This is a genomic window from Bradyrhizobium sp. ORS 375, from assembly GCF_000239775.1.
In the GTDB taxonomy this organism is placed as follows: Bacteria; Pseudomonadota; Alphaproteobacteria; order Rhizobiales; family Xanthobacteraceae; genus Bradyrhizobium.
Map to the genome: position 1 here is coordinate 1 of NZ_CAFI01000438.1, position 19,596 is coordinate 19,596.

Genomic DNA, 19,596 nt, shown 5'->3' on the forward strand with positions numbered 1-19,596 from the left:
CTTTCAGCAGGCGGGCCATGGGTGAGGCCCTCACCCGGCATTCCCTGCGCCCTCTGCACTGTTTGGAGGGCCGAACCGATCGCAGGCCTCGGGCATGACGTGCCGCGAGACTGTGGCTGCATGCCCTCGGCCGTCTCAGCTGTTTGAACCGTGAATCCGCCCCACCCACACCTGTCGTCCCGGACAAGCCGCGATGCGCGTAGCGCGTCGCGGCGCAGATCCGGGATCCATGCGCCGTGACGGACATGATGCGCGACAGAGCCATGACCAGCCTGCCTCAAACCACTCCCTGGGGGTATGGGTCCCGGCGTTCGCTGGGACGACAGCGGAGTTTGTCGACAGGGAAACGCGCCTCATTCCTCCGCTGTCGTCCCGGACAAGCCGCGATGCGCGTAGCGCGTCGCGGCGCAGATCCGGGATCCATGCGCCGTGACGGACATGATGCGCGACAGAGCCAATGACCAGCCTGCCTCAAACCACTCCCTGGAGGTATGGGTCCCGGCGTTCGCCGGGACGACAGCAGTGTGTGTTGCAGCAGTGGAAACCTTTTCCCCGCGCGGGCCATGAGACAACCGAGCAAGGAATTGAGACAGCCCGTCGCCATGCACCTGATCGTGATGACGACGCTTTGGACAACCGCACCTCTCCCGATTGCAACCGCTCCGTTTGCTGTTATGGAAGCGCGGCTTGAACGGGGGATCAAATGATTTGGAAATTGCGTCTGGCTGGTCTCGCATTCGCGACCCTGGTGATCGCGCAGCCGGCATTGGCCGCCGACGATCCGACCGGCACCTGGCTGACGCAGGCGGGCGACGCCAAGATCAAGGTCGCCAAATGCGGTGCCAATCTGTGCGGCACCGTGGTGTGGCTGAAGGAGCCGATGGACACCGACACCGGCAAGCCGGCGGTCGACAACAAGAATCCGAATCGCGCGCTCGCCAACCGGCCGATCATCGGTCTGCAGCTGTTCGATGGCGTGCACCCCGACGGACCGAACAAATGGTCCGGCAAGATCTACAATGCCGATGACGGCCAGAGCTACACCAGCCACATCTCGGTCTCCGGCGCCGATACGCTGAAGGTCGAAGGCTGCGTCGGCGCGCTGTGCGGCGGCGAGACCTGGACCCGCGCACGCTGATCTGCGGTCAGGCGGCCGCCGCCTTCAGCGCGGTCGCCGCCGAGGCGTAGCCGCCCTGCGCCCCGTCGACGAAATGGACGTGGTCGGGACGGATCGCCGAGGGCGTGAAGCAGGTCATCATCGCCGAGCTCTGCCGGTGCAGTCCGTAGCGCACGATCCCCTGTGCTGCGGCGGCGCCAAGGCGCCGCTCCAGCTCTTGGGCGAGCTGCTCGGTGCAGTCGAGGATCATGCGCAGCGCATCGTCATATTTCCGGAAGTCGGAATTCTCGACCACCTGCTGCCGGTACAGATCCGGCACGAAGCCGCCGATGCTGATGCCGAAGCGCATGACGGCGTACACGAACAGCGTGCGCCCGATCACCCTCACCCAGCGGACGACGCGCGAGCCGCGCGTCGCGCGGACCTCGTAGCCCAACCCCTGCGGCGGCCATCGCAGTGCAGGCCCGCCGGCCGGCACCGGCCGCCCGGCCTCGGGGCTGCGCTCCGTCAAGGTGATGATCTCCTCGATCACGCGGCGATAGGCCTGGGCATCCGCGCCCGCCGCCGGCAGCACCAGCACCGAGAGAATGAGACCACGCGCCGACGGCATCTCCTCGAAGCGGCACGACAGTCCCGACAGATCCGGCTGCGTGCCGGGCGGCGCCGGCGCAATGGCGAACTCGCCGCGCTTCATCGCGGCCTCGGCCCAGCCCAGCCCGCCGCCGGCGAACATCGCATAGGACAGATTGGCCGACGGCCCGTAGCGCGCCACGCGCACGTCATGGCCCTGAGCGCGGATCGCGCTGACCGGCACGAGCGCGACGCGCATCGTCAGGCCGAGATCCTCGCCGACCCAGCGCGCCGTGGCGGCGAGCGCCTCGCGGGCCGCCGCCGCATCGTCAGGTCCGACCGCGAAGCTCGCGCCGTCGCCGCCGAACACGAACGGGAATTCGCGTCCTTCCAGGGCATTGGTGACCGCGGCGATGATCGCCGCCCCGGCCAAGTTGACCGCCTTGTAGCGCTTGTCGGCGATCGCCTTGGTCGACTCGACGATGTCGGCCGTGCCGATCAGCCAGTCCTCCGGCAGGGGCTTGTAGAGCCCGGGATCCATTAGCCGCGAGAAGCCGCGAAACACCGGGATCGAGGCATAATAATCTGCAGCGCTGAGCTTCGACATTGCGAGTCATCCGTCCGGAGTGCGCCTCAATGGGGGAGCTACGATCGTCCGTGTCAAGCGGGTTCAGGCAGCACGCCTAGGCGACGGCACAGGCCAGACAGTGCGGCCGACCACAAGCGAATACCTGTCGGACAAGCCGGCATCGGCATGCCGCTGCTACTCTGTCGCGGGCACACGACCAGCATTCAGCCGCGGTTCACGCGCGAGGTGGAACATTCTCGCCATGTTCGATGAGTTGCGCGGGGAAGTCTCGAACCATGCTGGGGATCGACGCTGGTGCGGGCAGGATTCGTTCGGCAGCCGATGCAGGACGGATTCGGGCCGGCGACGTCCTACACCAATGCCCTGACATTCCAGGTCGCGTGACGGACCCCCGCCAGTCTCGCCAGCTCGGCCGTGACGCGATCGAGCTCGACCGTATCGACCGCGAGCGGCACCAGAGTCGCCACGATCTCGACGATGTCCTCGGAGCGATAGACCACCTCCGTCTCACGCACCGGGTAGTTGGCCGCCTCCAGCCGCTCGTCGAGCACCTCGCGCAGTTCGGCGGCCTGCAACGCGCCGGTGGTCACGACGATCTGATAGTTCGCCTCGGAGGTCGCTGCGTTGAGCGGGATGCGGTCGATCGCATTCACCAGCGGCCGCAGCAGGGTGTTGCCGGCCAGCACGAACAGGGTCAGCGCGACAGACTGTGCGATCAGGTCGGCCCCTGCACAGGCGCCGACGGCCGCGGAGGCCCACAGCGTCGCCGCGGTGTTGAGACCACGGACGTTCATGCCTTCCTTCATGATCGTGCCGGCGCCGAGAAAGCCGATGCCCGACACGACGTAGGCGATGATGCGCACCGCACCGTCGGCGCCCGTGAGGCGGTTGCCGATGTCGACGAAGGCGGCCGCACCGACGGCGACCAGCACATTGGTGCGCAGGCCCGCGCTGCGCTGCCGGTATTGACGCTCGGCGCCGATCAGCGTGCCCAGCACGAAGGCCGTGAACAGGCTGACCAGGGTGTCGAGAAAATCAAAGATCTGGAAGGTGTGCAGGAATCGCATGAGCAGGATCTGTCTTCGGTATCACGCCGCGCCTGCCTGGCAGCAGACATACGAAACTCTCGCCGCGGCTGGACCGCCGCGACGAGGCCGCTTTCTTAGGCCGTCCTTGATCGAAATCAAATCCCCCTCCCTCCAGCATATCCTAGGCTGACATGATCAACAGGCAGATGACGTTGTCCGACACGCGAAGGGATCATAGTCCCGCCGTCCGGCTGGGACACGACGCGGTGAGCGCGGTGAAGCTGTCGCAGCAGCTCACCGCCGACATCGATGCGTGGGCCGAGACGCACCAGGTGACGCGCTCCGATGCCATCAGCCAGTTGCTCGCGATCGGCCTGCATGCCTCCCCGCCGGCGCCGGCTGCGCAGCCCAAGCCGAGGGATCCCCGTACGATCGAGCAGAACGCGATCCGGCTGATCGACCAGATGCTCGATCCCAACCTGCCGGCCGACGAGCGCGAGCGGCGGATCCGTCGCCTGATCGATGGCCCGGCGGAGTTTGCCCGCGAGCGCATCGACCTGCCGAAGCATCTCGACTGATTTCACGCGGCGGAGCGCGCCGCCACGGCCTCGTAGATGTCGTCCTCCTGCGCGGTATGCATGCGCACCAGCGTCTCGATGGCCTCGATGACTCGCTGCGCGTCGCGGATCAGATAGCGGTCGACCTTCTCGGACGGCAGGTCCTCGACCACCCGCCCGAGCAGCCGCGCCAGATGCAGGATCTCGCGATGCGCCCGGCTCATCGCCGACAGGCCGTGACTGTCCTGCAGCAACCGCGCCAGCCGCGGATAGACCGAGCCTTCGTCATCGCGCTCATGCGCGACGACCTGGTCCTGAACCAGCGCGTTCGCCTCGACAATCAGGCTCACCGCCGGCTCCGGCGCGGCCTCGTCGAGCGCATCGACGATCACCCGCAGCCGATCCAGCCCGCGCAGCAGCGCCTGGTGATCATGCCGCAGGCCACGGCCGTCCTCCACCGTGATCCGGCCCGCACGGCCGCGGCCGGCCGGCAGCAGCGCTCTCAGCGCGTTGAGAATGACGGCGACGTCGATCGCCTCCTGCACCAGCGCCGCCGGCACCGGCTGCAGCAGGCCGAACGCCGCCGCAGCCATCGCGATGAACGACAGCGCCATGCCGACGATGATGCTCTCGAGCGCGATGCGCCGGGCGCGCTGTGCGATCACGATCGCCTCGCCGACGCGATCGAGCCGGTCGGCGAGGATGACCACGTCCGCGGCCTCCGACGAGGCGCTGGCGCCGCGCGCGCCGAGCGCGATGCCGACATCGGCCGAGGCCAGTGCCGGCGCGTCGTTGATGCCGTCGCCGACCATGATGGTCGGATGCAGCCGCTGCTCGCTCTTGACTGCATCCACCTTGTCCGAGGGCACGCGATCGGCGAGCACCGCATCGAGATCGAGCGCCGCGCCGATCGCCTGCGCCGCCGCCGCGCGGTCGCCGGTGACCATGACCATGCGGGCGATGCCGGCCTCGCGCAGCCAGCGGATCGCGCGCGGCGTATCGGCGCGCAGTTCATCGGCCAGCAGCAGCGCGCCGATCGGCCGCCCGTCGACCGCGACAAGCACGATCAGCGCCGAGCGCCAGGACGCGCGGCGGATGGCGCGCGCGGCCCAGGGCGGCGGCGCGTGGTTGCCAAGGATCAGGTCCGGCGAGCCGGCGCTGATCCGACGGCCATCGATGGCGCCCTCGAGGCCCGAGCCCATCGTCTCGCGCACCCGCTCCGGGACCTTGAGCCTGAGCCCGCGGGCATGGCCCGCCTCGACGATGGCATGCGCCAGGACGTGGTGAGAGGCCTGCTCCAGCGAGGCGCCGAGCAGCAGCACGTTGTCGGCATCCTCTCCCGGAGCCGCCTCCACCGAGAGCAGCCGCGCGCCGCCGACAGTAAGCGTGCCCGTCTTGTCGAACAGCACCGTATGCGCCCGCGCCAGCGCCTCCAGCTTGCCGCCGCCCTTGACCAGGATGCCGCTGCGCGCCGCCTGCGCCACGCCTGCGATGAACGCGACCGGTGCCGCAAGGATGAGTGGGCAAGGCGTTGCTGCAACCATCACTGCGAGGGCTCGGATCAGATCGCCCGATGCAAACCAGGCGGCAGCCGCGATCGCCAGGCTCACCGGCAGAAAGATCAACGCGTAGCGATCGGCGAGCCGCACGAACGGCGCCTTCGCGGTCTGCGCCGACGTCACCAGCTTGACGATGCCGGCATAGGTGCTCTCGCCCGCAGTCGCCGTGACCGACAGCTCGAACGTCTCGCCGGCGTTCAACGAGCCGGACAGGATCGCCATGCCGCGCGTCTTCGACACCGGGATCGGCTCGCCGGTCAGCGCCGATTCATCGACCACCGCCAGGGCCGTCTCGACGACGCCGTCCACCGGCACGATCTCGCCGGCGCGGACCATCAGGCGGTCGCCGACGGCGACGTCAGCCACCGCAACATCCTCGATGCGATCATCACGCCAGCGATGGGCGATGCGCGGCGCGCGGTCGACCAGCGCGCGAAGATCGTGCTCGGCGCGCGCGACCGCGATGTCCTCGAGCACGTTGCCGCCGGAATACATCAGCGCCACCACGGCCCCCGCCAGCGGCTCGCCCAGCACGATCGCCGCGCTCATCGACACCAGCGCGATGGCATCGACGCCGACGCGGCCGGCCAGGACATCGCGGATGATCGAAACGATCAGGCCGGCGATGACCGGGACGGTCGAGGCGGTGAAGGCGATGCCAGCCCACTCGGGCCGGCCGACGGCATGCGCGAGGCCGCCCGCGGCGAGGCCCGCGACGGCGATTGCGACCAGGGTCCATCGCAGGATGCGTTCGAACATGGAGCTAAGTTCCGGACTTGCGCCGGCACTATCGCCGCGACCGCCGCTCGGACGCTTGAGCGAAATCAACCGCTGATGCGGCAGATCACCGCCTCAGGCGGTATTGCCGGCGTCGACGGTCAGCACCGTCCCGGTGACGTTACGCCCGCCCTCGCCGAGCAGGTACTCGACCATCGCCGCGACATCGTCCGTCTCGGGCAGCCGGCGCAGCGCGCTGCGGCCGGCGATGCGCCGCTGCTGCTCAGCGTCCATGCTCTGGGTCAGCTCGGTCGCGATGAAGCCCGGCGCGATCGCATTCACGGTGATGCCGACCTTGCCGACCTCGCGCGCCAGCGAGCGCGTGAAGCCGTTGGCGGCGGCCTTGGTCGCCCCATACACCGAGAGGCCGTTATAGCCGGTGCTGGCGATGATCGAGGAGATGTTGACGATCCGCCCCTCGCCCGCCGCCATCATGTGCCGTACGACGTATTTGGTCAGGATCATCGGCGCCAGCACGTTGAGGCGAACCAGCCCTTCGATCTCCGAATTGTGCATCGTCGCGAGCAGGCCCTCGGTGCCGATACCGGCATTGTTGACGAGGCCATAGAGCGGACCGAACTCGTCGCGCACCGATTTCACGAAGGCGGGGATGGCATCGACGGCGCTGAGATCGCAGGCGCGGAAATGGATGCCGGCGCTGGAGGCGCTGAACTCGGCGATGGCCGCGCGCAGTTCCTCGCTCTCGCGGCGGGCGACCGCAACGACGTCGTAGCCCGCGCCCGCGAGCCGACGCGCGATTGACAACCCGATGCCGCGGCTGCCGCCGGTGACGAGGACGTTACGCATCGGTGCGGGCCAACTTGCCGGCCGGGGTGACGTCGAGCGCCGGTACGAAGCGGATCATCGCCGGGACCTTGTGGGCCGCCAGGCGTGCGCGGCAGTCGGCCAGGATCTCGTTGCGAACGACATCCGCCCGCGCCGGATCACTGTCTCCGGTCAGCACGACTTCCGCGACGACGATGCCGCCGGTGATCGGGCTGCGCCGCGACTTGGCGCGCGACATCCGCACCTCGGGATGACCGTTGATCACGGCTTCGATTTCCTCGGGATGGACCTTCAGGCCGCCCACATTGATGATGCCGTTGCGCCGGCCGACGAAGTAGTAGCGGTCGCCGCGCAGCTCGACCATGTCACCGGTGTCGATATAGCCCTCGGGGTCGGTGAGCGCCGCCACAGCGCGCCCGACATAGGCATGCGCCGCGCGTTTGGAGCGGATCCGCAGCGAGCCGTCGACGACCTTCATATCGACCGCGCCGCGGCCTTCGCCGAGCAACGTCGCGGGGAAGCCTTCCAGCCCGTCATTGACGGCGAAGCCCACGCCTGCCTCGGTCGACGCATAGGCGTGACCGATCGAGGCATTCGGGAACGCCTGCTTCAATCCGTCGAGCACGGCCTGATCGGCGATCTCGCCCGACAGCCGTACGTAGCGCGGGGCGAATTGCTCAGCCGATCCGCTCATCAGCAGCTTGCGCCAATGCGACGGCGTTCCCGAGATGTGCGTGACGCCGCGCGCAGTGAGACGCGCGACGTGATCGGCCAGCGGCTCGCCCGGGTCGGACAGCACCATGGACCCGCCGCCGACGATCGCGCGGAGAAAGATCTGCAACCCGCCATAGCGGCGGATGTCATAGAACGTCGCCCACACCGGCAACGCCTCCCCAGACACCGGGCGATCGCCGATGATGGCGCCGCACAGGCCCTCGAGCGTATGGCCGACGATCTTCGGCACGCCCGAGGTGCCCGACGTCAGCATCAGCCATTCGGTCGCACGGACCGTCTGCGCGACGCGAGCGGCGGGCTGCGGCAGGCTGGCGGGGATGACGAGATCAATGCCAAGGCTTGCGAAGCGGTCCGGCTCGTCGGTGACGACAGCATCGATGCCGGCTTCGGTGATGATGCTGCCGAGATGCTCATCCTTCAGATCGGGCGGACACAGCAGCATGCGCCGGGCGACGCCGTCGATCTCGATCAGCGCCAGGCCGGCCAACAACTGGCCGGACGTCGCGACTAGCACCGAGCGGCCATCGAGATTGCCGCTGCGGCCGCCGAGACAGCTTCCGCGCGACAGCTCGGCCAGCGTGACCAGGTGACGCGGATCGGAGATCGTGCGCTCGGTCAGCGCCGTGCCGAGATGGTCACGCAGCGCGAAGACCTCACGCGGGGACATTCTCGTAGGCCCTGATGAAGTCGCCGATCGTGTTGGGGAACGTGACCTCCTCGGACAAGGTGAACGGATCGACGCCGAGATCGTCCTCAAGGCGGGCGACCAGGATCGCGAAGGCGAGCGAGTCGAAGCCGGTCTCGTGCAATGTCAGCTCATCCGTCAGCGGCGGCAGCTTGACCTTCTGCTCGTCCGCAATCTGCTTGATCGCTGCAATGATTCTTAACCGTACCGACATGGCTAAATCCGTGATTGTTCAAACGACGCAACCGAGCCTAGAGCGAGATGGTGAAGGAACCCGGACCCTTGCGGTATGTTTCGAGACCGTTGGTAAATGCACCTCGCCGCCTATGATTAAAATCATCTACAAGCGGACGCTCCCCGTCGCGATCTGCGCATGCAGATCAGCGTCGAGCGGATGGTAGGCACCGGTTGCGGCATCGCGGATGTACAATGGCTCGGAAACGACCGAAGGGTCGAAGCCGTCGCGCATCAGCTCCTGCTTCTTCTGCTTGAACGTCTCCGTCGACTGCAGCGATGGCGTGATGCGCAGCGCGACCGGCCGCGCATAGGCCGGCAAGCGTCGCGCAAGCTCGGCCGACAGCGTGGCGAGATCGAAACCCTGCTCGACGACCAGCGCGGCCATGCCGGCGCGACCATCGGCGCCGGGCACCGCGACGCCGTAGGTCGAGGCTTCCGCGACTCCCGGACATTTTAGGATCGCTTCGTTGACCTCGCTGGTCGCGACATTCTCGCCCTTCCAGCGGAAGGTGTCGCCGACCCGGTCGACGAAGTAGAAGAAGCCCTGCTCGTCCTGGCGCATCAGGTCGCCGGTGCGGAACCAGGCATCCCCTTCGGTGAAGACATTGCGCAGGATCTTCTTCTCGGTCTCCGCGCTGTCGGTATAGCCCTCGAAGCGGCCGCCGCCGTCGTCCGCCTTGCCAATACGGCCGACAGCCTCGCCAACCTCGCCGCGCGCACACGGCAGGCAGAGCCCGTCAGGTCCGCGCAGCGGCCCGCGCTGGTCCTCGTCGAGCCGGATGATCGCCGCCGGAAAGCGATGCGCGAGCAGCGACGGCACGCGGCCGACCGATCCCACTTTCCCTTCGACATTGTAGAGCGAGAAGTTGCCTTCGGTGGCGGCATAGAACTCCAGCACCTGCGGGATCGCAAAGCGCGCCTGGAAGGCCTCCCAGACGTCACCGCGCAGGCCGTTGCCGCAGGCCAGCCGCAGGCGATGCGCTCGATCGAAATCAGAAGGCGGCGCCGCCAGCAGATAGCGGCAGAGCTCGCCGATGTATTGCACCAGCGTGCAATCATGGCGGATGATGTCGCGCCAGAACTGACGCGCCGAGAACTTCTCCGCCAGAACCGCCGTGCCGCCGGCGCGCAGCATGCTGCAGGGCGCGACGATGCCGCCGACGGAATGATACACCGGCAGGCAATCGTAGAGGCGGTCGTCGGGACCGGCACCCGTCAGCCCCGCGAACCAGCCGCCCCAATTCAGGATGCGGCGATGGCTGATGCTGGCCGCCTTGGGCAGGCCGGTGGTGCCGGAGGTGTAGATCAGCAGTGCGCGATCGTTGATCGTCACGACGGGCCGCTCGCTGGCCGCGAGCGCATGCGTATCCATGGCAGCCAGGGCGGCGTCGAGATCGCCGCCATGCATCCAGATGCGTGGCCCACCTGATATCAGCGGCGCAGCGTCTTCATAGGATTCGCGCAACTCATCCGACAGGATGACGTTGGCCGGCTTGGCGACGTTGATGCAATGCGCGAGCGAGGCCCCGACCAGGTTGGTGTTGATCAGCGCGACCACGCCACCGACCAGGCTGATGCCGAGCCAAGCGGCCAGATAATCCGGCCGGCTCGGCATCATCATTGCAACGGTCTGACCCGGACCTATGCCGTGAGCAAGGGCCCAGCGGGCATATTGGTTGATGCGCCCGGACAGGGTGGAATAGCTGAGCGTCTCGCGATCTGCGACCAGCGCCGGGCACTCGGGCTGCTGCGTCGCCCAATCATGGACGATGTCTGCGAACAGCCGGGCCGGTTCGGCTTCGATCCGCGCCGTCAGCTCGATCGCCTTCAGCCAGATCTTCGCCGTCGAGGGCCGCGGGGCAGGCTTTATGAGTTCCGCAGATCGGTCCGCGCGCTCGATGTTCATGACTGCCACCGCCTCGATTTGGCGCTCTTATAGGCGGCGGCACCTGACCGGCCGTTAACCGGAAGGGTTAACCGGCTGAGAGTGCGGCGGGATCGATGCGAAGGCGGGCTTTTACGAAGTACTCGCAAATACCGGCTAGGTTGCATTTCCCAGAACATGCCAATGCGAAGGCCGGCATGCCCAAGGACAAGACGGCGGACGAGACGATCACACGACGCGTGTTGCTGCAATGTGCCGCCTGGAGCGCCGTTGCCGCGGTGCAGCCGGCCGCCGCAGCGGCCGCAGCAGAACCGCCCTATCCAAACCGGCCCGTCACCTGGGTCATTCCCTTTGCACCGGGCGGAGCCACCGGCCGTCTGTCACTCCTGATCTGCGACCGGCTCACCCGGCACCTCGGCCAGCCGTTCGTGCTCGACCATCGTCCCGGCGCCGGCGGCAATGTCGCCACGCGCGGCGTCGCCAACGCCGCGCCGGACGGCTACACGCTGCTGGCGACCTCGACCGCCAACATCATCAACGCCTCCTCCGCAGCCACGCCCGACGCGAACGGCGGCGATCTCATTCCCGTTGCCGGGATGGCGCGGATGCCGCTCCTGCTCCTTGTCAACAAGGAGCTGCCGGTGAAGACGCTGCCCGAGTTCCTGGCCTACGCCAAGGCCAATCCCGGCAAGCTCAGCGTCGGCACGGCCGGCCTCGGCACGGTCCAGCAGCTGTCGGCCGAGCTGTTCCGGACTTTGGCCGGCATCAGCTGGTCCGTTGTCCACTATCGCGGCTCTGGCCCGGCGCTGACCGACCTCGCCTCCGGGCACATCCACGCGATGTTCGACAACACCGCCTCCGCGACCGACCTGATCCGCAGCGGCAAGATCCGGGCGCTGGCGGTGTCGACGCGTGAGCGAACGCCCGCCTTCCCGGATCTGCCGGCGGTCGCCGACGTGCTGCCGGGCTTCGAGACCTCGGGCTTCTACGGCGTCGCGGCCCCGCGCGGGACGCCGCAAGCGATCGTCGATCTGCTCAACCGCGAGATCAATGCGGCGCTGGCCGATCCCGAGATCTACAAGCACCTCGCCGAAGTCGGCGCCACGCCGATCAGCGGCGACAGCCGCGTCTATGCCTCGACCTACCACGCCGAGGTGATGCGCTGGCGCAAGCTCGTCGCCGCGCAGGCGGGCCCCGCCAAATAGGCCGCGGCGCCCGCCTTGCGTCACCTCATGCCGTCACGCCCTGCAGCACCAGCCGGTTGAGCCGCGCCGCGAACGCCGCCGGATCCTCCGGCAGTTCGCCGTCCAGGATCTGCGCCTGCTCGAGCAGCAGGAACGACAGATCGTCGACCTTGGCCTTGTCCGCCGCCGCCTTGGCGACCGCAACCACCAGCGGATGGCGCAGATTGATCTCCAGGATCGGCTTGGTGCGGGCACCGCGCGCCTGCTGAGAGAGAATGCGCTCCAGCTCGCGATCGGGACCATGGCTGCCCGCCACCAGGCAGGACGCGCTGGTGGTCAGCCGGGTCGAGACCTTCACGTCGGTGACATGCTCCCCGAGACTCGCCTTGATCAGCGCGATCGTGTTGGCCTCGTCGGCCGCCGGCTTGGCCTCGTCCTCGGCCTCCTTCTCGGTCACCGGGATCGGATCGAAATTGATGTCGCCCTGGCTCAGCGACTTCAGCGGCTTGCCGTCGAACTCCAGCCGCGCCGAGGTCCAGAACGCATCGACCGGATCGGTCAGCAGCAGCACCTCGACGCCGCGCGCCTTGGCCGCCTCGAGCCGCGGGTTGGACTTCAGCCGCTCGATGCTGTCGCCGACCAGGAAGTAGATCTCGGTCTGGTTCTCCTTGAGGCCCTCGACATACTGCTTCAACGAGCGTTTCTCGCCCGCCGTCGTGGTGAAGCGTGACAGCGCCAGCAGCTTGTCGCGGCGCTCGAAGTCTTCGTACAGACCCTCCTTGATGACGGCGCCGAACGAGTCCCAGATCTTGTCGAAGTTCTCGGCATCCTTTTCGGCAAGCTGCTCCAATTCGCTGATCACCCGCGTCGTCACCGCCTTGCGGATCTGCGCCAGCTGCGGATTGTTCTGCAGCATCTCGCGCGACAGGTTGAGCGGCAGGTCCTCGCTGTCGATCACGCCGCGGATGAAGCGCAAGTACGCCGGCATCAAATCGGCATCGTCGGTGATGAAGACCCGGCGGACATAGAGCTTGACCTTGCCCTTGCGGGCCGGCTCGAACAGATCGAACGGCTTGGTGGAGGGCGCGAACAGCAGCACCGCGTAGGAATAGCGGCCTTCCGCGCGATAATGCAGCGTCATCGCGGGCTCGTCGAAGGCGTTGGCGATCGACTTGTAGGCCTTGCTGTAATCTTCCGGCGTCAGCTCCGACTTCGAGCGCTGCCATAGCGCGCTCGCCGAGTTGATCTGGCGCGGCTCGCCCTCCGCCTGAACCAGCATGATCGGAAACTGGATGTTGTCGGAATAGGCCGTGACGATGCGCTCGATCTCGTAGGTTTCGAGATATTTCTTGGCGTCGTCCTTGAGGTGCAGCACGATCTCGGTGCCGCGCGTCACCCGCTTGGCATCCTCCTCGGAGGCCGGCGCGACCTCGAAGCCGGCGCCGCCCGAGGAGGTCCAGGTCCAGACCTCATTGCCGCCGGCGCGGCGGCTGATCACGGTGATGCGGTCAGCGACCATGAAGGCGGAGTAGAAGCCGACGCCGAACTGGCCAATCAGGCCGGTGCCGTCCTTGGCCTCGGCGAGCTTCTGCACGAACGCCTTGGTGCCGGAGCGGGCGATCGTGCCGAGATGGTCGATCAGCTCCTGACGATCCATGCCGATGCCGCTGTCGGCGATGGTCAGGGTGCTGGCGGCCTTGTCGGGAATGATGCGGATCTGCGGCGCCTCGCCGTCGCCGATCAGCTCTGGCTTGGCGATCGCCTCGTAGCGCAGCTTGTCACAGGCGTCGGAGGCGTTCGAAATCAACTCGCGCAAAAAGATGTCGGTCTCGGAGTAGACCGAGTGCACCATCAGATGCAGCAGCTCGGAGACTTCGGCCTGGAAGGAATGGCTAACGGTGGCGGTGTCGGTCATCGTCGTGCGTTGGCCCATGCTGGCAATGAAGGGGAGACCGTCGATATAGCGCGGCGACGGCGTCGATCAAGCCTTCCGAGCCCCGGTCGCGATCCGCGGCGCTGCATCATGCCGGCCGCTCCGTGGCGCCCAGCAGCTTGTCGATGACAACATTGAGGGTGGCGACCTCGTCCCGGCTCAGCACCGCGAGCAGATCGGCCTCCCGGGCCAGCGCGTAGGGCACGATCCTGCGATACAGCGCCCGCCCCGCGGCCGTCAGCGTCACGATCCGCTCGCGTCCATCCGCGGCATCGCGGCTGCGGCTGACAATGCCGCGCGCCTCCAGGCTGTGCATGGCGCGGCTGACGTTCATCTTGTCCAGCGTCGTCAGCCGGCCGATCTCCTTGGTCGGCAGCCGTGGCTGCTCGCCCAGCGCCGCCAGGATCCGCCATTCCTGCCGGGATAGCGCGAAACGGTCGGCATAGACCTCCGCCACCGCCAGCGACACCTGCTCGGCGAGCCGCGCCAGCCGGTACGGAAAATAGCGCTGCAGCCTCAGCTCGCGCTCAGCCCCCTCACCGCCTCTCTGATCCCGGGTCTCGTCGGCCGCCTTCGTCATCGCATCCCCTGTCCTCGTCCGTTCGCCTCTCGCCGCCTCAATCCAATCCCGCCCGGGTTGATCTGGATCAAGGCCACCAGATCGTATCATCCGTTACTATCTTGCCAACAATGATCATGGGAGGACCATCATGCAGATCGAGAAGATCCACCACGTCGCCTATCGCTGCGTCGACGCCAAGGCCACCGTCGAGTTCTACAAGAAGGTCCTCAACATGGACCTGCTCGGCGCGATCGCCGAGGACAAGGTGCCGTCGACCAAGGCGCCCGATCCCTACATGCATATCTTCCTCGATGCCGGGAACGGCAACATCCTCGCTTTCTTCGAGCTGCCGAACTCGCCGCCGATGGGCCGCGATCCGAACACCCCGGAATGGACCCAGCACATCGCCTTCCAGGTCAAGGACATGGACGAGCTGGAAGAAGCAAAGGCGCGCGCGGAGGCCGCCGGGCTCGACGTCGTGGGGATCACCGACCACACCATCTTCAAGTCGATCTATTTCCATGATCCGAGCGGCCACCGCCTGGAGATTGCGACCTGGACCGCCACCCCCGAGCAGATCACGCGGATGAAGTCGGTTGCCCGCGCCATGGTCGACGAATGGGCCACGACCAAAAAGCCGCCGCGGCACACCGCCTGGATGCACGAGAAGGAATTCGCCGGCGCCGATTGAGCGCTCGTTCTTCTCCATCGTCCCGACCGCAACCAGGGCTATCGCATATGACGATCGAAGTGTTGCGCTCATCTGTCTCCACGTCGTCATGGCCGGGCTTGTCCCGGCCATCCACGTCGTCCGGCATGCCGAGAACGACGTGGATGCCCGGGACGAAGCCCGGGCATGACGATGTGGAGACGGTTTCGCGAAAAACTCAGATCAGTCAAATGCGATAGCCCTCCGACCGTCACGCGCCAGGCGAGGCAGCCATGAGCAACTATGTCTATCCGCGATTTCCCTATGTCTGCTCGGCGGAGCAGAAAAGCGGCGAGACCCGCCGTCATCCGGTCGTCGTGATCGGCGCCGGCCCGATCGGCCTCACCGCGGCGCTCGATCTCGCCGCCCGCGGCCAGAAGGTGGTGGTGCTCGACGACAACGACACCGTCAGCATCGGCTCGCGCGCGGTGTGCTACGCCAAGCGGCCGCTGGAAATCTGGGACCGCCTCGGCTGCGCCGCGCCGATGGTCGGCAAGGGCGTCAGCTGGAACATCGGCAAGGTGTTCTTCCGTGACCAGCTGTCCTATCAGTTCGACCTGCTGCCCGAGCCCGACCATCGCTGGCCGGCGATGATCAATCTGCAGCAATATTATCTCGAGGGGATCCTGGTCGAGGCCTCCGGCAGGAGCCCGCTGATCGACCTGCGCTGGAAGCACCGGCTCGTCAGCCTCAAGCAGACCGACGATCACGCTGTGCTCGCGGTGGAGACGCCGGACGGCATCTTCACCATGGAGGCGGAATGGGTGATCGCCTGCGACGGCGCCAATTCCGACACCCGCCGCATGGTCGGCGCCGAGTTCAAGGGCCAGTTCTTCCAGGACCGCTTCCTGATCGCCGACGTCAGGATGAAGGCGGAGTTTCCGACCGAGCGCTGGTTCTGGTTCGATCCGCCGTTCCATCGGGGGCAGTCGGTGCTGCTGCATCGGCAGTCGGACAACATCTGGCGGATCGACTTCCAGCTTGGCTGGGACGCCAATCCCGACGAGGAGAAAAAGCCCGAACGCGTGATCCCGCGCATCCGGGCAATGCTCGGCGAGAGCGCCGAGTTCGAGCTCGAATGGGTGTCGATCTATCAGTTCGCCTGCCGCCGCATTGACAATTTCCGCCATGGACGCGTGCTGTTCGCCGGCGATGCGGCGCATCAGGTGTCGCCGTTCGGGGCCCGTGGTGCCAACACCGGCGTGCAGGACATCGACAACCTCGCCTGGAAACTTTCGCTGGTGCTGCGCGGCGAGGCACCGGAGAGCCTGATCGACAGCTATCACGAGGAGCGCGCGTTTGCGGCCGACGACAACATCCTGAACTCGACCCGCGCCACCGATTTCATCACGCCGAAAACTCAGGTGAGCCGCTACTTCCGCGATGCCGTGCTCGACCTCGCGCAGCATCACGCCTTCGCGCGGCCGTTGGTCAACAGCGGCCGGCTGTCGACGCCGACGCCCTATGTGACCTCGCCGCTGAACACCCCCGATGGCGCGCCCGGCTGCGGCGCCATGGCGCCGGGCAGCAATGCGGCCGATGCGCCGGTCACGATCGCGGGACAGCCGGGATGGTTGCTGAATGGCCTCGGCGCCGGCTTCACGGTACTGACCTTCGACGCCACCGTAACGGCCAAGGAGCTCAGTATCGACGGCCTCGTGGCGCGCGTGCTCGTCGTCGGCCGCGACGTCGCCGATACAAAGGGCCTGCTCGCGGAGCGCTACGGCGCCGCGCCGGGCACGACCTATGTCTTCCGGCCCGATCAATACGTCACCGCCCGCTTCCCGCAATTCGACGAGGCCGCGATCGCCGCGGCGGTCCGGCGCGCCTGCGGCAGGCCCGGCACGGTGCAGCAGGAGCTTGCCGCATGAGCCTGATCCTCACCCCGAACATCAGCGATACCGACGATTTCTATGCCGAGCTGATCGGCAGCCAGCGCGAGCTCAGCGAGGACGAGGCGCTGCGCATGAATGCGAGACTGGTGCTGCTGCTCGCCAATCATGTCGGCGACCGCGCGACGTTGAGCGAGGCGATCCGTCTGGCGCGCACGCCGGGCGGGTGACGCAGGCGACAACAGACCGATGCTCGCTGTGATCCCGGGATGCGGATCGCTCCCGGACGAGGTCGACTTGCACGCCGTTTGGGTTGCGCTCGATCCGGCTACGCTTTCGGCATAGCGATCGCATGGCACGACGCGATGCTGTCGCGACGAGCAATCCCGTCTATTAGTTGCACCGTCATGCCCGGGCTTGTCCCGGGCATCCACGTCGCTCCTAGGATGTCGAACGACGTGGATGGCCGGGACAGGCCCGGCCATGACGGCGTGGGAGACAGACCGGCGCAATACTCTGACCGTCGGATGCATTCGGAACGCGAGGAGAGGAATCTCTCCATTGAGACCTTCCGTGCGGCTACCCCTCACATCCCGTGAAGAACGGGACAGGGAGCGCAGCGTGTTTGTGGTGCGATCGCGGAGCGTTCGCGGGCTGGATTCGGGGATGCACAGTTGCCGATCGAGGGAAGAATGGAGCGGATTTGACATGGATCAATGACCTTGGCCCTGCCGCCGAGGAAGCTGCAAGGACGCGCCTGGCGCGCTGAATTGCCAGCTTGTTGCATCTGCAACAAATAGCGTTCGAAGCCGGCCTCTTTCATTGTGACAACATCATAATGTCACGCCACATTCACTGAGGCCCTCTACGTCTCCGTCTCGTTCCACAACGGCACGGGGATTCGCATGTCGCGCTACTACAAAGTCCTGCAGACGCAGCGCTTCGACGACTATCGCTACTATCATCAGAGCCGGATCAATCAGACGCTGCACCTGATCAGCGCCGTGATCTTCCTCGTCTGCTACGCCCTGCTGTTCAAGGATCCGGCGATGGCCGGGCTGGTCGGCTGGCTGGCGATGCTGACGCGGCAGACCGGGCACTTCTTCTTCGAGCCGAACGGCTACGACCACGTCAACGACGTGACCAACGACTACAAGGAAGCGGTCAAGGTCGGCTACAATCAGACCCGCAAGATCGTGCTGCTCACGGTGTGGGGGCTGGTGCCAGTGGCGCTGTTCGCCTTCCCGACCCTGTTCGGGCTGTTCGAGGCGCCGGCGAGCCGGATGGAGTTCGTCCGTCACGTCGGCGTGCTCTGGCTCGCGGTCGGCATCGGCGGCGGCCTCTTCCGCGTCGTTCAGCTGTTTGCAACGCAGGATGTCGCGACCGGCCTGATCTGGGCGTTCAAGGTGCTGACCGATCCGCTGCACAACATCGCGCTGTACTGGAAGTCGCCGCTGGCGCTGCTGCGCGGCGAGCTGATCGACCCGACCATCAAGAACGCCGCGCATTGGGGCGCCGCCGCCGACGATGAGGAGGCCGCGCATCTCACCTGATGCGCCGCTCGCGCTGCCACCGCCCGCCGTGCGGGCGGTGGAACTGCCTGTCACCTCCAACATCATGGAACGACTTCTCTGCTGCGCCGTTGCGGCCTCAGTGCTGGTGGTGCCTTCAGGAGCTTTCCATGTGTGACTACAGCCTCCATACTGTCTCCTCCCGTGATGCCAAGATCGACGACGTGCTGGTCTCCTGTCGCTTCCCCGGCACGGAGACCCGCGGCTTCTCGACCAAGGACGATCCGTTGACCGCGGTGTGCCTGCGTCCGGGCACCGAGCTCGCCTTCGAAGGCGACGTCCGCATCAAGGGCTTCTTCTTCCGCCGCAAGGTCGGCGCCCATCTGGCCCGCTTCCGCCAGGTCGACACCAACAAGCCGACCGAGCACCACGACGCGCTCGAATTCTCCAACGGCCGCGTCGTCAAGGTCACCGACCTCGCCACCGGCCAGCGCGCCCGCGTGCTGCAGATGCCGGCCGATCCGGCGACGAAGCGCACCGCGACGCCGGTGACCATCGAGCTGCGCGCGACGCAGCTCTGAGGAGCTCGAGCCAGGACGGCGGCGCGCTCCGGCGCTGCCGTCGCGTGCATGAGTGAGGAAGGCCGGCGTCCTCGATCGCCCGGAGGTCGCTGAACGACGTCGTGATGATAAAATGCTCGGCATGCGTGCTCGCGATCCCGCGGCACGGCGTGCCCGGGTGATACGGCCGTCAGCCCTCGTGAAACGAGAGGGCGCGGGGAAGGCCGGGTGCTGACCGCGGCCCATGGCCCGCCTGCAACAAGAAAAGCAGGCGGCAGTCACCACAGGTCGGGCCACCAAGCGGCCTCCCCCGCGCAATGGTTTTACGGTGTCCTTCGTGCTCTCCCTGGGGATCGGCGTTCTTGCCCCCATCGTCCGCGCGTGCCGTCAAGCAGCTGACCGCGGACTTGACCTCAGCGTCGAGAGGCCAGGACCACACGACTTTGCCGTCCGTGCGGGCAAAGCGCTCGTCCAGCGCCGCCACCACGTCCATCGCAGCCCACCTCACGTTCGTGACGACGCGTACGTCCCTCTGCTCGAGGCGGGATGGAGGGAGATGAACATGAATTCGGAAAATAAGCAAGAAAAATTTCGGTAAAGGAGAATGCGACGAACGGAGCTGTCTTCCGTCAGATCGAGCCCGAGCGTTAGCGTCAACGCCGCAGCGCTCCCCTCCCCCTTGCGGGCAGGGGTTGGGGGTGGGGGTCTCCGGGCGATGAGCCTTGCTGGGACGCATCGGACTAAAAGCGACCGCGCGTCATCGAATCGCTTCCCGTGGGG

At 66.8% G+C, this 19,596-nt stretch carries 17 protein-coding genes; 8 read left to right on the forward strand and 9 right to left on the reverse strand.

Annotated features, from left to right (window positions below; translation table 11 throughout):
* Positions 1-703 precede the first annotated feature (703 nt).
* A complete protein-coding gene (locus BRAO375_RS28745) occupies positions 704-1,138 on the forward strand; it encodes a DUF2147 domain-containing protein (protein WP_009030943.1) in 435 nt (144 codons plus the stop codon).
* Between the two features lie 7 nt (positions 1,139-1,145).
* Here the strand turns inward: BRAO375_RS28745 and BRAO375_RS28750 are convergent, their stop codons facing one another.
* Together BRAO375_RS28750 and BRAO375_RS28755 are read right to left on the reverse strand one after the other, a co-directional pair.
* A complete protein-coding gene (locus BRAO375_RS28750; protein WP_009030944.1) occupies positions 1,146-2,294 on the reverse strand; it encodes a DUF3095 domain-containing protein in 1,149 nt (382 codons plus the stop codon).
* 332 nt (positions 2,295-2,626) lie between these two features.
* Positions 2,627-3,343: an MgtC/SapB family protein gene (locus BRAO375_RS28755; RefSeq protein WP_009030945.1), complete on the reverse strand. Its 717-nt coding sequence runs from the start codon at positions 3,341-3,343 to the stop codon at positions 2,627-2,629.
* A gap of 152 nt (positions 3,344-3,495) precedes the next feature.
* Between BRAO375_RS28755 and BRAO375_RS28760 the strand changes: the two genes are divergently transcribed.
* Positions 3,496-3,882: a hypothetical protein gene (locus BRAO375_RS28760; RefSeq protein WP_009030946.1), complete on the forward strand. Its 387-nt coding sequence runs from the start codon at positions 3,496-3,498 to the stop codon at positions 3,880-3,882.
* A gap of 2 nt (positions 3,883-3,884) precedes the next feature.
* Here the strand turns inward: BRAO375_RS28760 and BRAO375_RS28765 are convergent, their stop codons facing one another.
* The 5 genes from BRAO375_RS28765 to BRAO375_RS28785 form a co-directional block, all read right to left on the reverse strand.
* Positions 3,885-6,179 carry a heavy metal translocating P-type ATPase gene (locus BRAO375_RS28765; protein WP_009030947.1) on the reverse strand — a complete coding sequence of 765 codons (2,295 nt, stop codon included), beginning with the start codon at positions 6,177-6,179 and terminating at the stop codon, positions 3,885-3,887.
* A gap of 93 nt (positions 6,180-6,272) precedes the next feature.
* Entirely contained in the window at positions 6,273-7,004 is a 732-nt protein-coding gene (locus BRAO375_RS28770) for an SDR family NAD(P)-dependent oxidoreductase (RefSeq protein ID WP_009030948.1), read from the reverse strand.
* Entirely contained in the window at positions 6,997-8,385 is a 1,389-nt protein-coding gene (locus tag BRAO375_RS28775; RefSeq protein WP_009030949.1) for a class I adenylate-forming enzyme family protein, read from the reverse strand. Before BRAO375_RS28775 ends, BRAO375_RS28770 begins: the two co-directional genes overlap by 8 nt.
* A complete protein-coding gene (locus BRAO375_RS28780; RefSeq protein ID WP_009030950.1) occupies positions 8,372-8,617 on the reverse strand; it encodes an acyl carrier protein in 246 nt (81 codons plus the stop codon). The genes BRAO375_RS28775 and BRAO375_RS28780 overlap by 14 nt, the downstream gene beginning before the upstream one ends.
* 126 nt (positions 8,618-8,743) lie before the next feature.
* Positions 8,744-10,546 carry a long-chain-acyl-CoA synthetase gene (locus tag BRAO375_RS28785; protein ID WP_009030951.1) on the reverse strand — a complete coding sequence of 601 codons (1,803 nt, stop codon included), beginning with the start codon at positions 10,544-10,546 and terminating at the stop codon, positions 8,744-8,746.
* A gap of 176 nt (positions 10,547-10,722) precedes the next feature.
* On the opposite strand from BRAO375_RS28785, the gene BRAO375_RS28790 reads away from it, so the two are divergent.
* Complete coding sequence (locus BRAO375_RS28790) at positions 10,723-11,730, forward strand: tripartite tricarboxylate transporter substrate binding protein (RefSeq protein WP_009030952.1); 1,008 nt, start codon at positions 10,723-10,725, stop codon at positions 11,728-11,730.
* A 25-nt stretch (positions 11,731-11,755) separates the two neighbouring features.
* Here the strand turns inward: BRAO375_RS28790 and htpG are convergent, their stop codons facing one another.
* Entirely contained in the window at positions 11,756-13,624 is a 1,869-nt protein-coding gene (gene htpG / locus BRAO375_RS28795; RefSeq protein ID WP_009030953.1) for a molecular chaperone HtpG, read from the reverse strand.
* Positions 13,625-13,730: 106 nt separating this feature from the next.
* Positions 13,731-14,222 (reverse strand): MarR family winged helix-turn-helix transcriptional regulator, encoded by a 492-nt coding sequence (locus BRAO375_RS28800; RefSeq protein ID WP_009030954.1) that lies wholly within the window; start codon positions 14,220-14,222, stop codon positions 13,731-13,733.
* A gap of 130 nt (positions 14,223-14,352) precedes the next feature.
* On the opposite strand from BRAO375_RS28800, the gene BRAO375_RS28805 reads away from it, so the two are divergent.
* The 5 genes from BRAO375_RS28805 to BRAO375_RS28825 all read left to right on the forward strand — a co-directional run bounded on the left by BRAO375_RS28805 (position 14,353) and on the right by BRAO375_RS28825 (position 18,837).
* Positions 14,353-14,895, forward strand: coding sequence for a VOC family protein (locus BRAO375_RS28805; protein WP_009030955.1), 543 nt, complete (start codon positions 14,353-14,355; stop codon positions 14,893-14,895).
* Positions 14,896-15,146: 251 nt separating this feature from the next.
* Positions 15,147-16,784, forward strand: a complete 1,638-nt coding sequence (locus BRAO375_RS28810) for an FAD-dependent oxidoreductase (RefSeq protein WP_009030956.1) — start codon at positions 15,147-15,149, stop codon at positions 16,782-16,784.
* Positions 16,781-16,975, forward strand: coding sequence for a DUF2783 domain-containing protein (locus BRAO375_RS28815; RefSeq protein ID WP_009030957.1), 195 nt, complete (start codon positions 16,781-16,783; stop codon positions 16,973-16,975). The genes BRAO375_RS28810 and BRAO375_RS28815 overlap by 4 nt, the downstream gene beginning before the upstream one ends.
* Before the next feature lie 675 nt (positions 16,976-17,650).
* A complete protein-coding gene (locus BRAO375_RS28820; protein ID WP_009030958.1) occupies positions 17,651-18,298 on the forward strand; it encodes an Mpo1-like protein in 648 nt (215 codons plus the stop codon).
* A gap of 128 nt (positions 18,299-18,426) precedes the next feature.
* Positions 18,427-18,837: a hypothetical protein gene (locus BRAO375_RS28825; RefSeq protein ID WP_009030959.1), complete on the forward strand. Its 411-nt coding sequence runs from the start codon at positions 18,427-18,429 to the stop codon at positions 18,835-18,837.
* Positions 18,838-19,596 lie beyond the last annotated feature (759 nt).

What these genes read in the sequence shown, in the direction of transcription:
- BRAO375_RS28810 (WP_009030956.1), top strand. Translation starts at nt 15,147, where the DNA reads ATGAGCAACTATGTCTATCCGCGATTTCCCTATGTCTGCTCGGCGGAG.
- BRAO375_RS28760 (WP_009030946.1), top strand. Translation starts at nt 3,496, where the DNA reads ATGATCAACAGGCAGATGACGTTGTCCGACACGCGAAGGGATCATAGT.
- BRAO375_RS28820 (WP_009030958.1), top strand. Translation starts at nt 17,651, where the DNA reads ATGTCGCGCTACTACAAAGTCCTGCAGACGCAGCGCTTCGACGACTAT.
- htpG (WP_009030953.1), bottom strand. Translation starts at nt 13,624, where the DNA reads ATGACCGACACCGCCACCGTTAGCCATTCCTTCCAGGCCGAAGTCTCC.
- BRAO375_RS28765 (WP_009030947.1), bottom strand. Translation starts at nt 6,179, where the DNA reads ATGTTCGAACGCATCCTGCGATGGACCCTGGTCGCAATCGCCGTCGCG.
- BRAO375_RS28815 (WP_009030957.1), top strand. Translation starts at nt 16,781, where the DNA reads ATGAGCCTGATCCTCACCCCGAACATCAGCGATACCGACGATTTCTAT.
- BRAO375_RS28785 (WP_009030951.1), bottom strand. Translation starts at nt 10,546, where the DNA reads ATGAACATCGAGCGCGCGGACCGATCTGCGGAACTCATAAAGCCTGCC.
- BRAO375_RS28775 (WP_009030949.1), bottom strand. Translation starts at nt 8,385, where the DNA reads ATGTCCCCGCGTGAGGTCTTCGCGCTGCGTGACCATCTCGGCACGGCG.
- BRAO375_RS28790 (WP_009030952.1), top strand. Translation starts at nt 10,723, where the DNA reads ATGCCCAAGGACAAGACGGCGGACGAGACGATCACACGACGCGTGTTG.
- BRAO375_RS28805 (WP_009030955.1), top strand. Translation starts at nt 14,353, where the DNA reads ATGCAGATCGAGAAGATCCACCACGTCGCCTATCGCTGCGTCGACGCC.
- BRAO375_RS28780 (WP_009030950.1), bottom strand. Translation starts at nt 8,617, where the DNA reads ATGTCGGTACGGTTAAGAATCATTGCAGCGATCAAGCAGATTGCGGAC.
- BRAO375_RS28825 (WP_009030959.1), top strand. Translation starts at nt 18,427, where the DNA reads ATGTGTGACTACAGCCTCCATACTGTCTCCTCCCGTGATGCCAAGATC.
- BRAO375_RS28750 (WP_009030944.1), bottom strand. Translation starts at nt 2,294, where the DNA reads ATGTCGAAGCTCAGCGCTGCAGATTATTATGCCTCGATCCCGGTGTTT.
- BRAO375_RS28800 (WP_009030954.1), bottom strand. Translation starts at nt 14,222, where the DNA reads ATGACGAAGGCGGCCGACGAGACCCGGGATCAGAGAGGCGGTGAGGGG.
- BRAO375_RS28745 (WP_009030943.1), top strand. Translation starts at nt 704, where the DNA reads ATGATTTGGAAATTGCGTCTGGCTGGTCTCGCATTCGCGACCCTGGTG.
- BRAO375_RS28770 (WP_009030948.1), bottom strand. Translation starts at nt 7,004, where the DNA reads ATGCGTAACGTCCTCGTCACCGGCGGCAGCCGCGGCATCGGGTTGTCA.
- BRAO375_RS28755 (WP_009030945.1), bottom strand. Translation starts at nt 3,343, where the DNA reads ATGCGATTCCTGCACACCTTCCAGATCTTTGATTTTCTCGACACCCTG.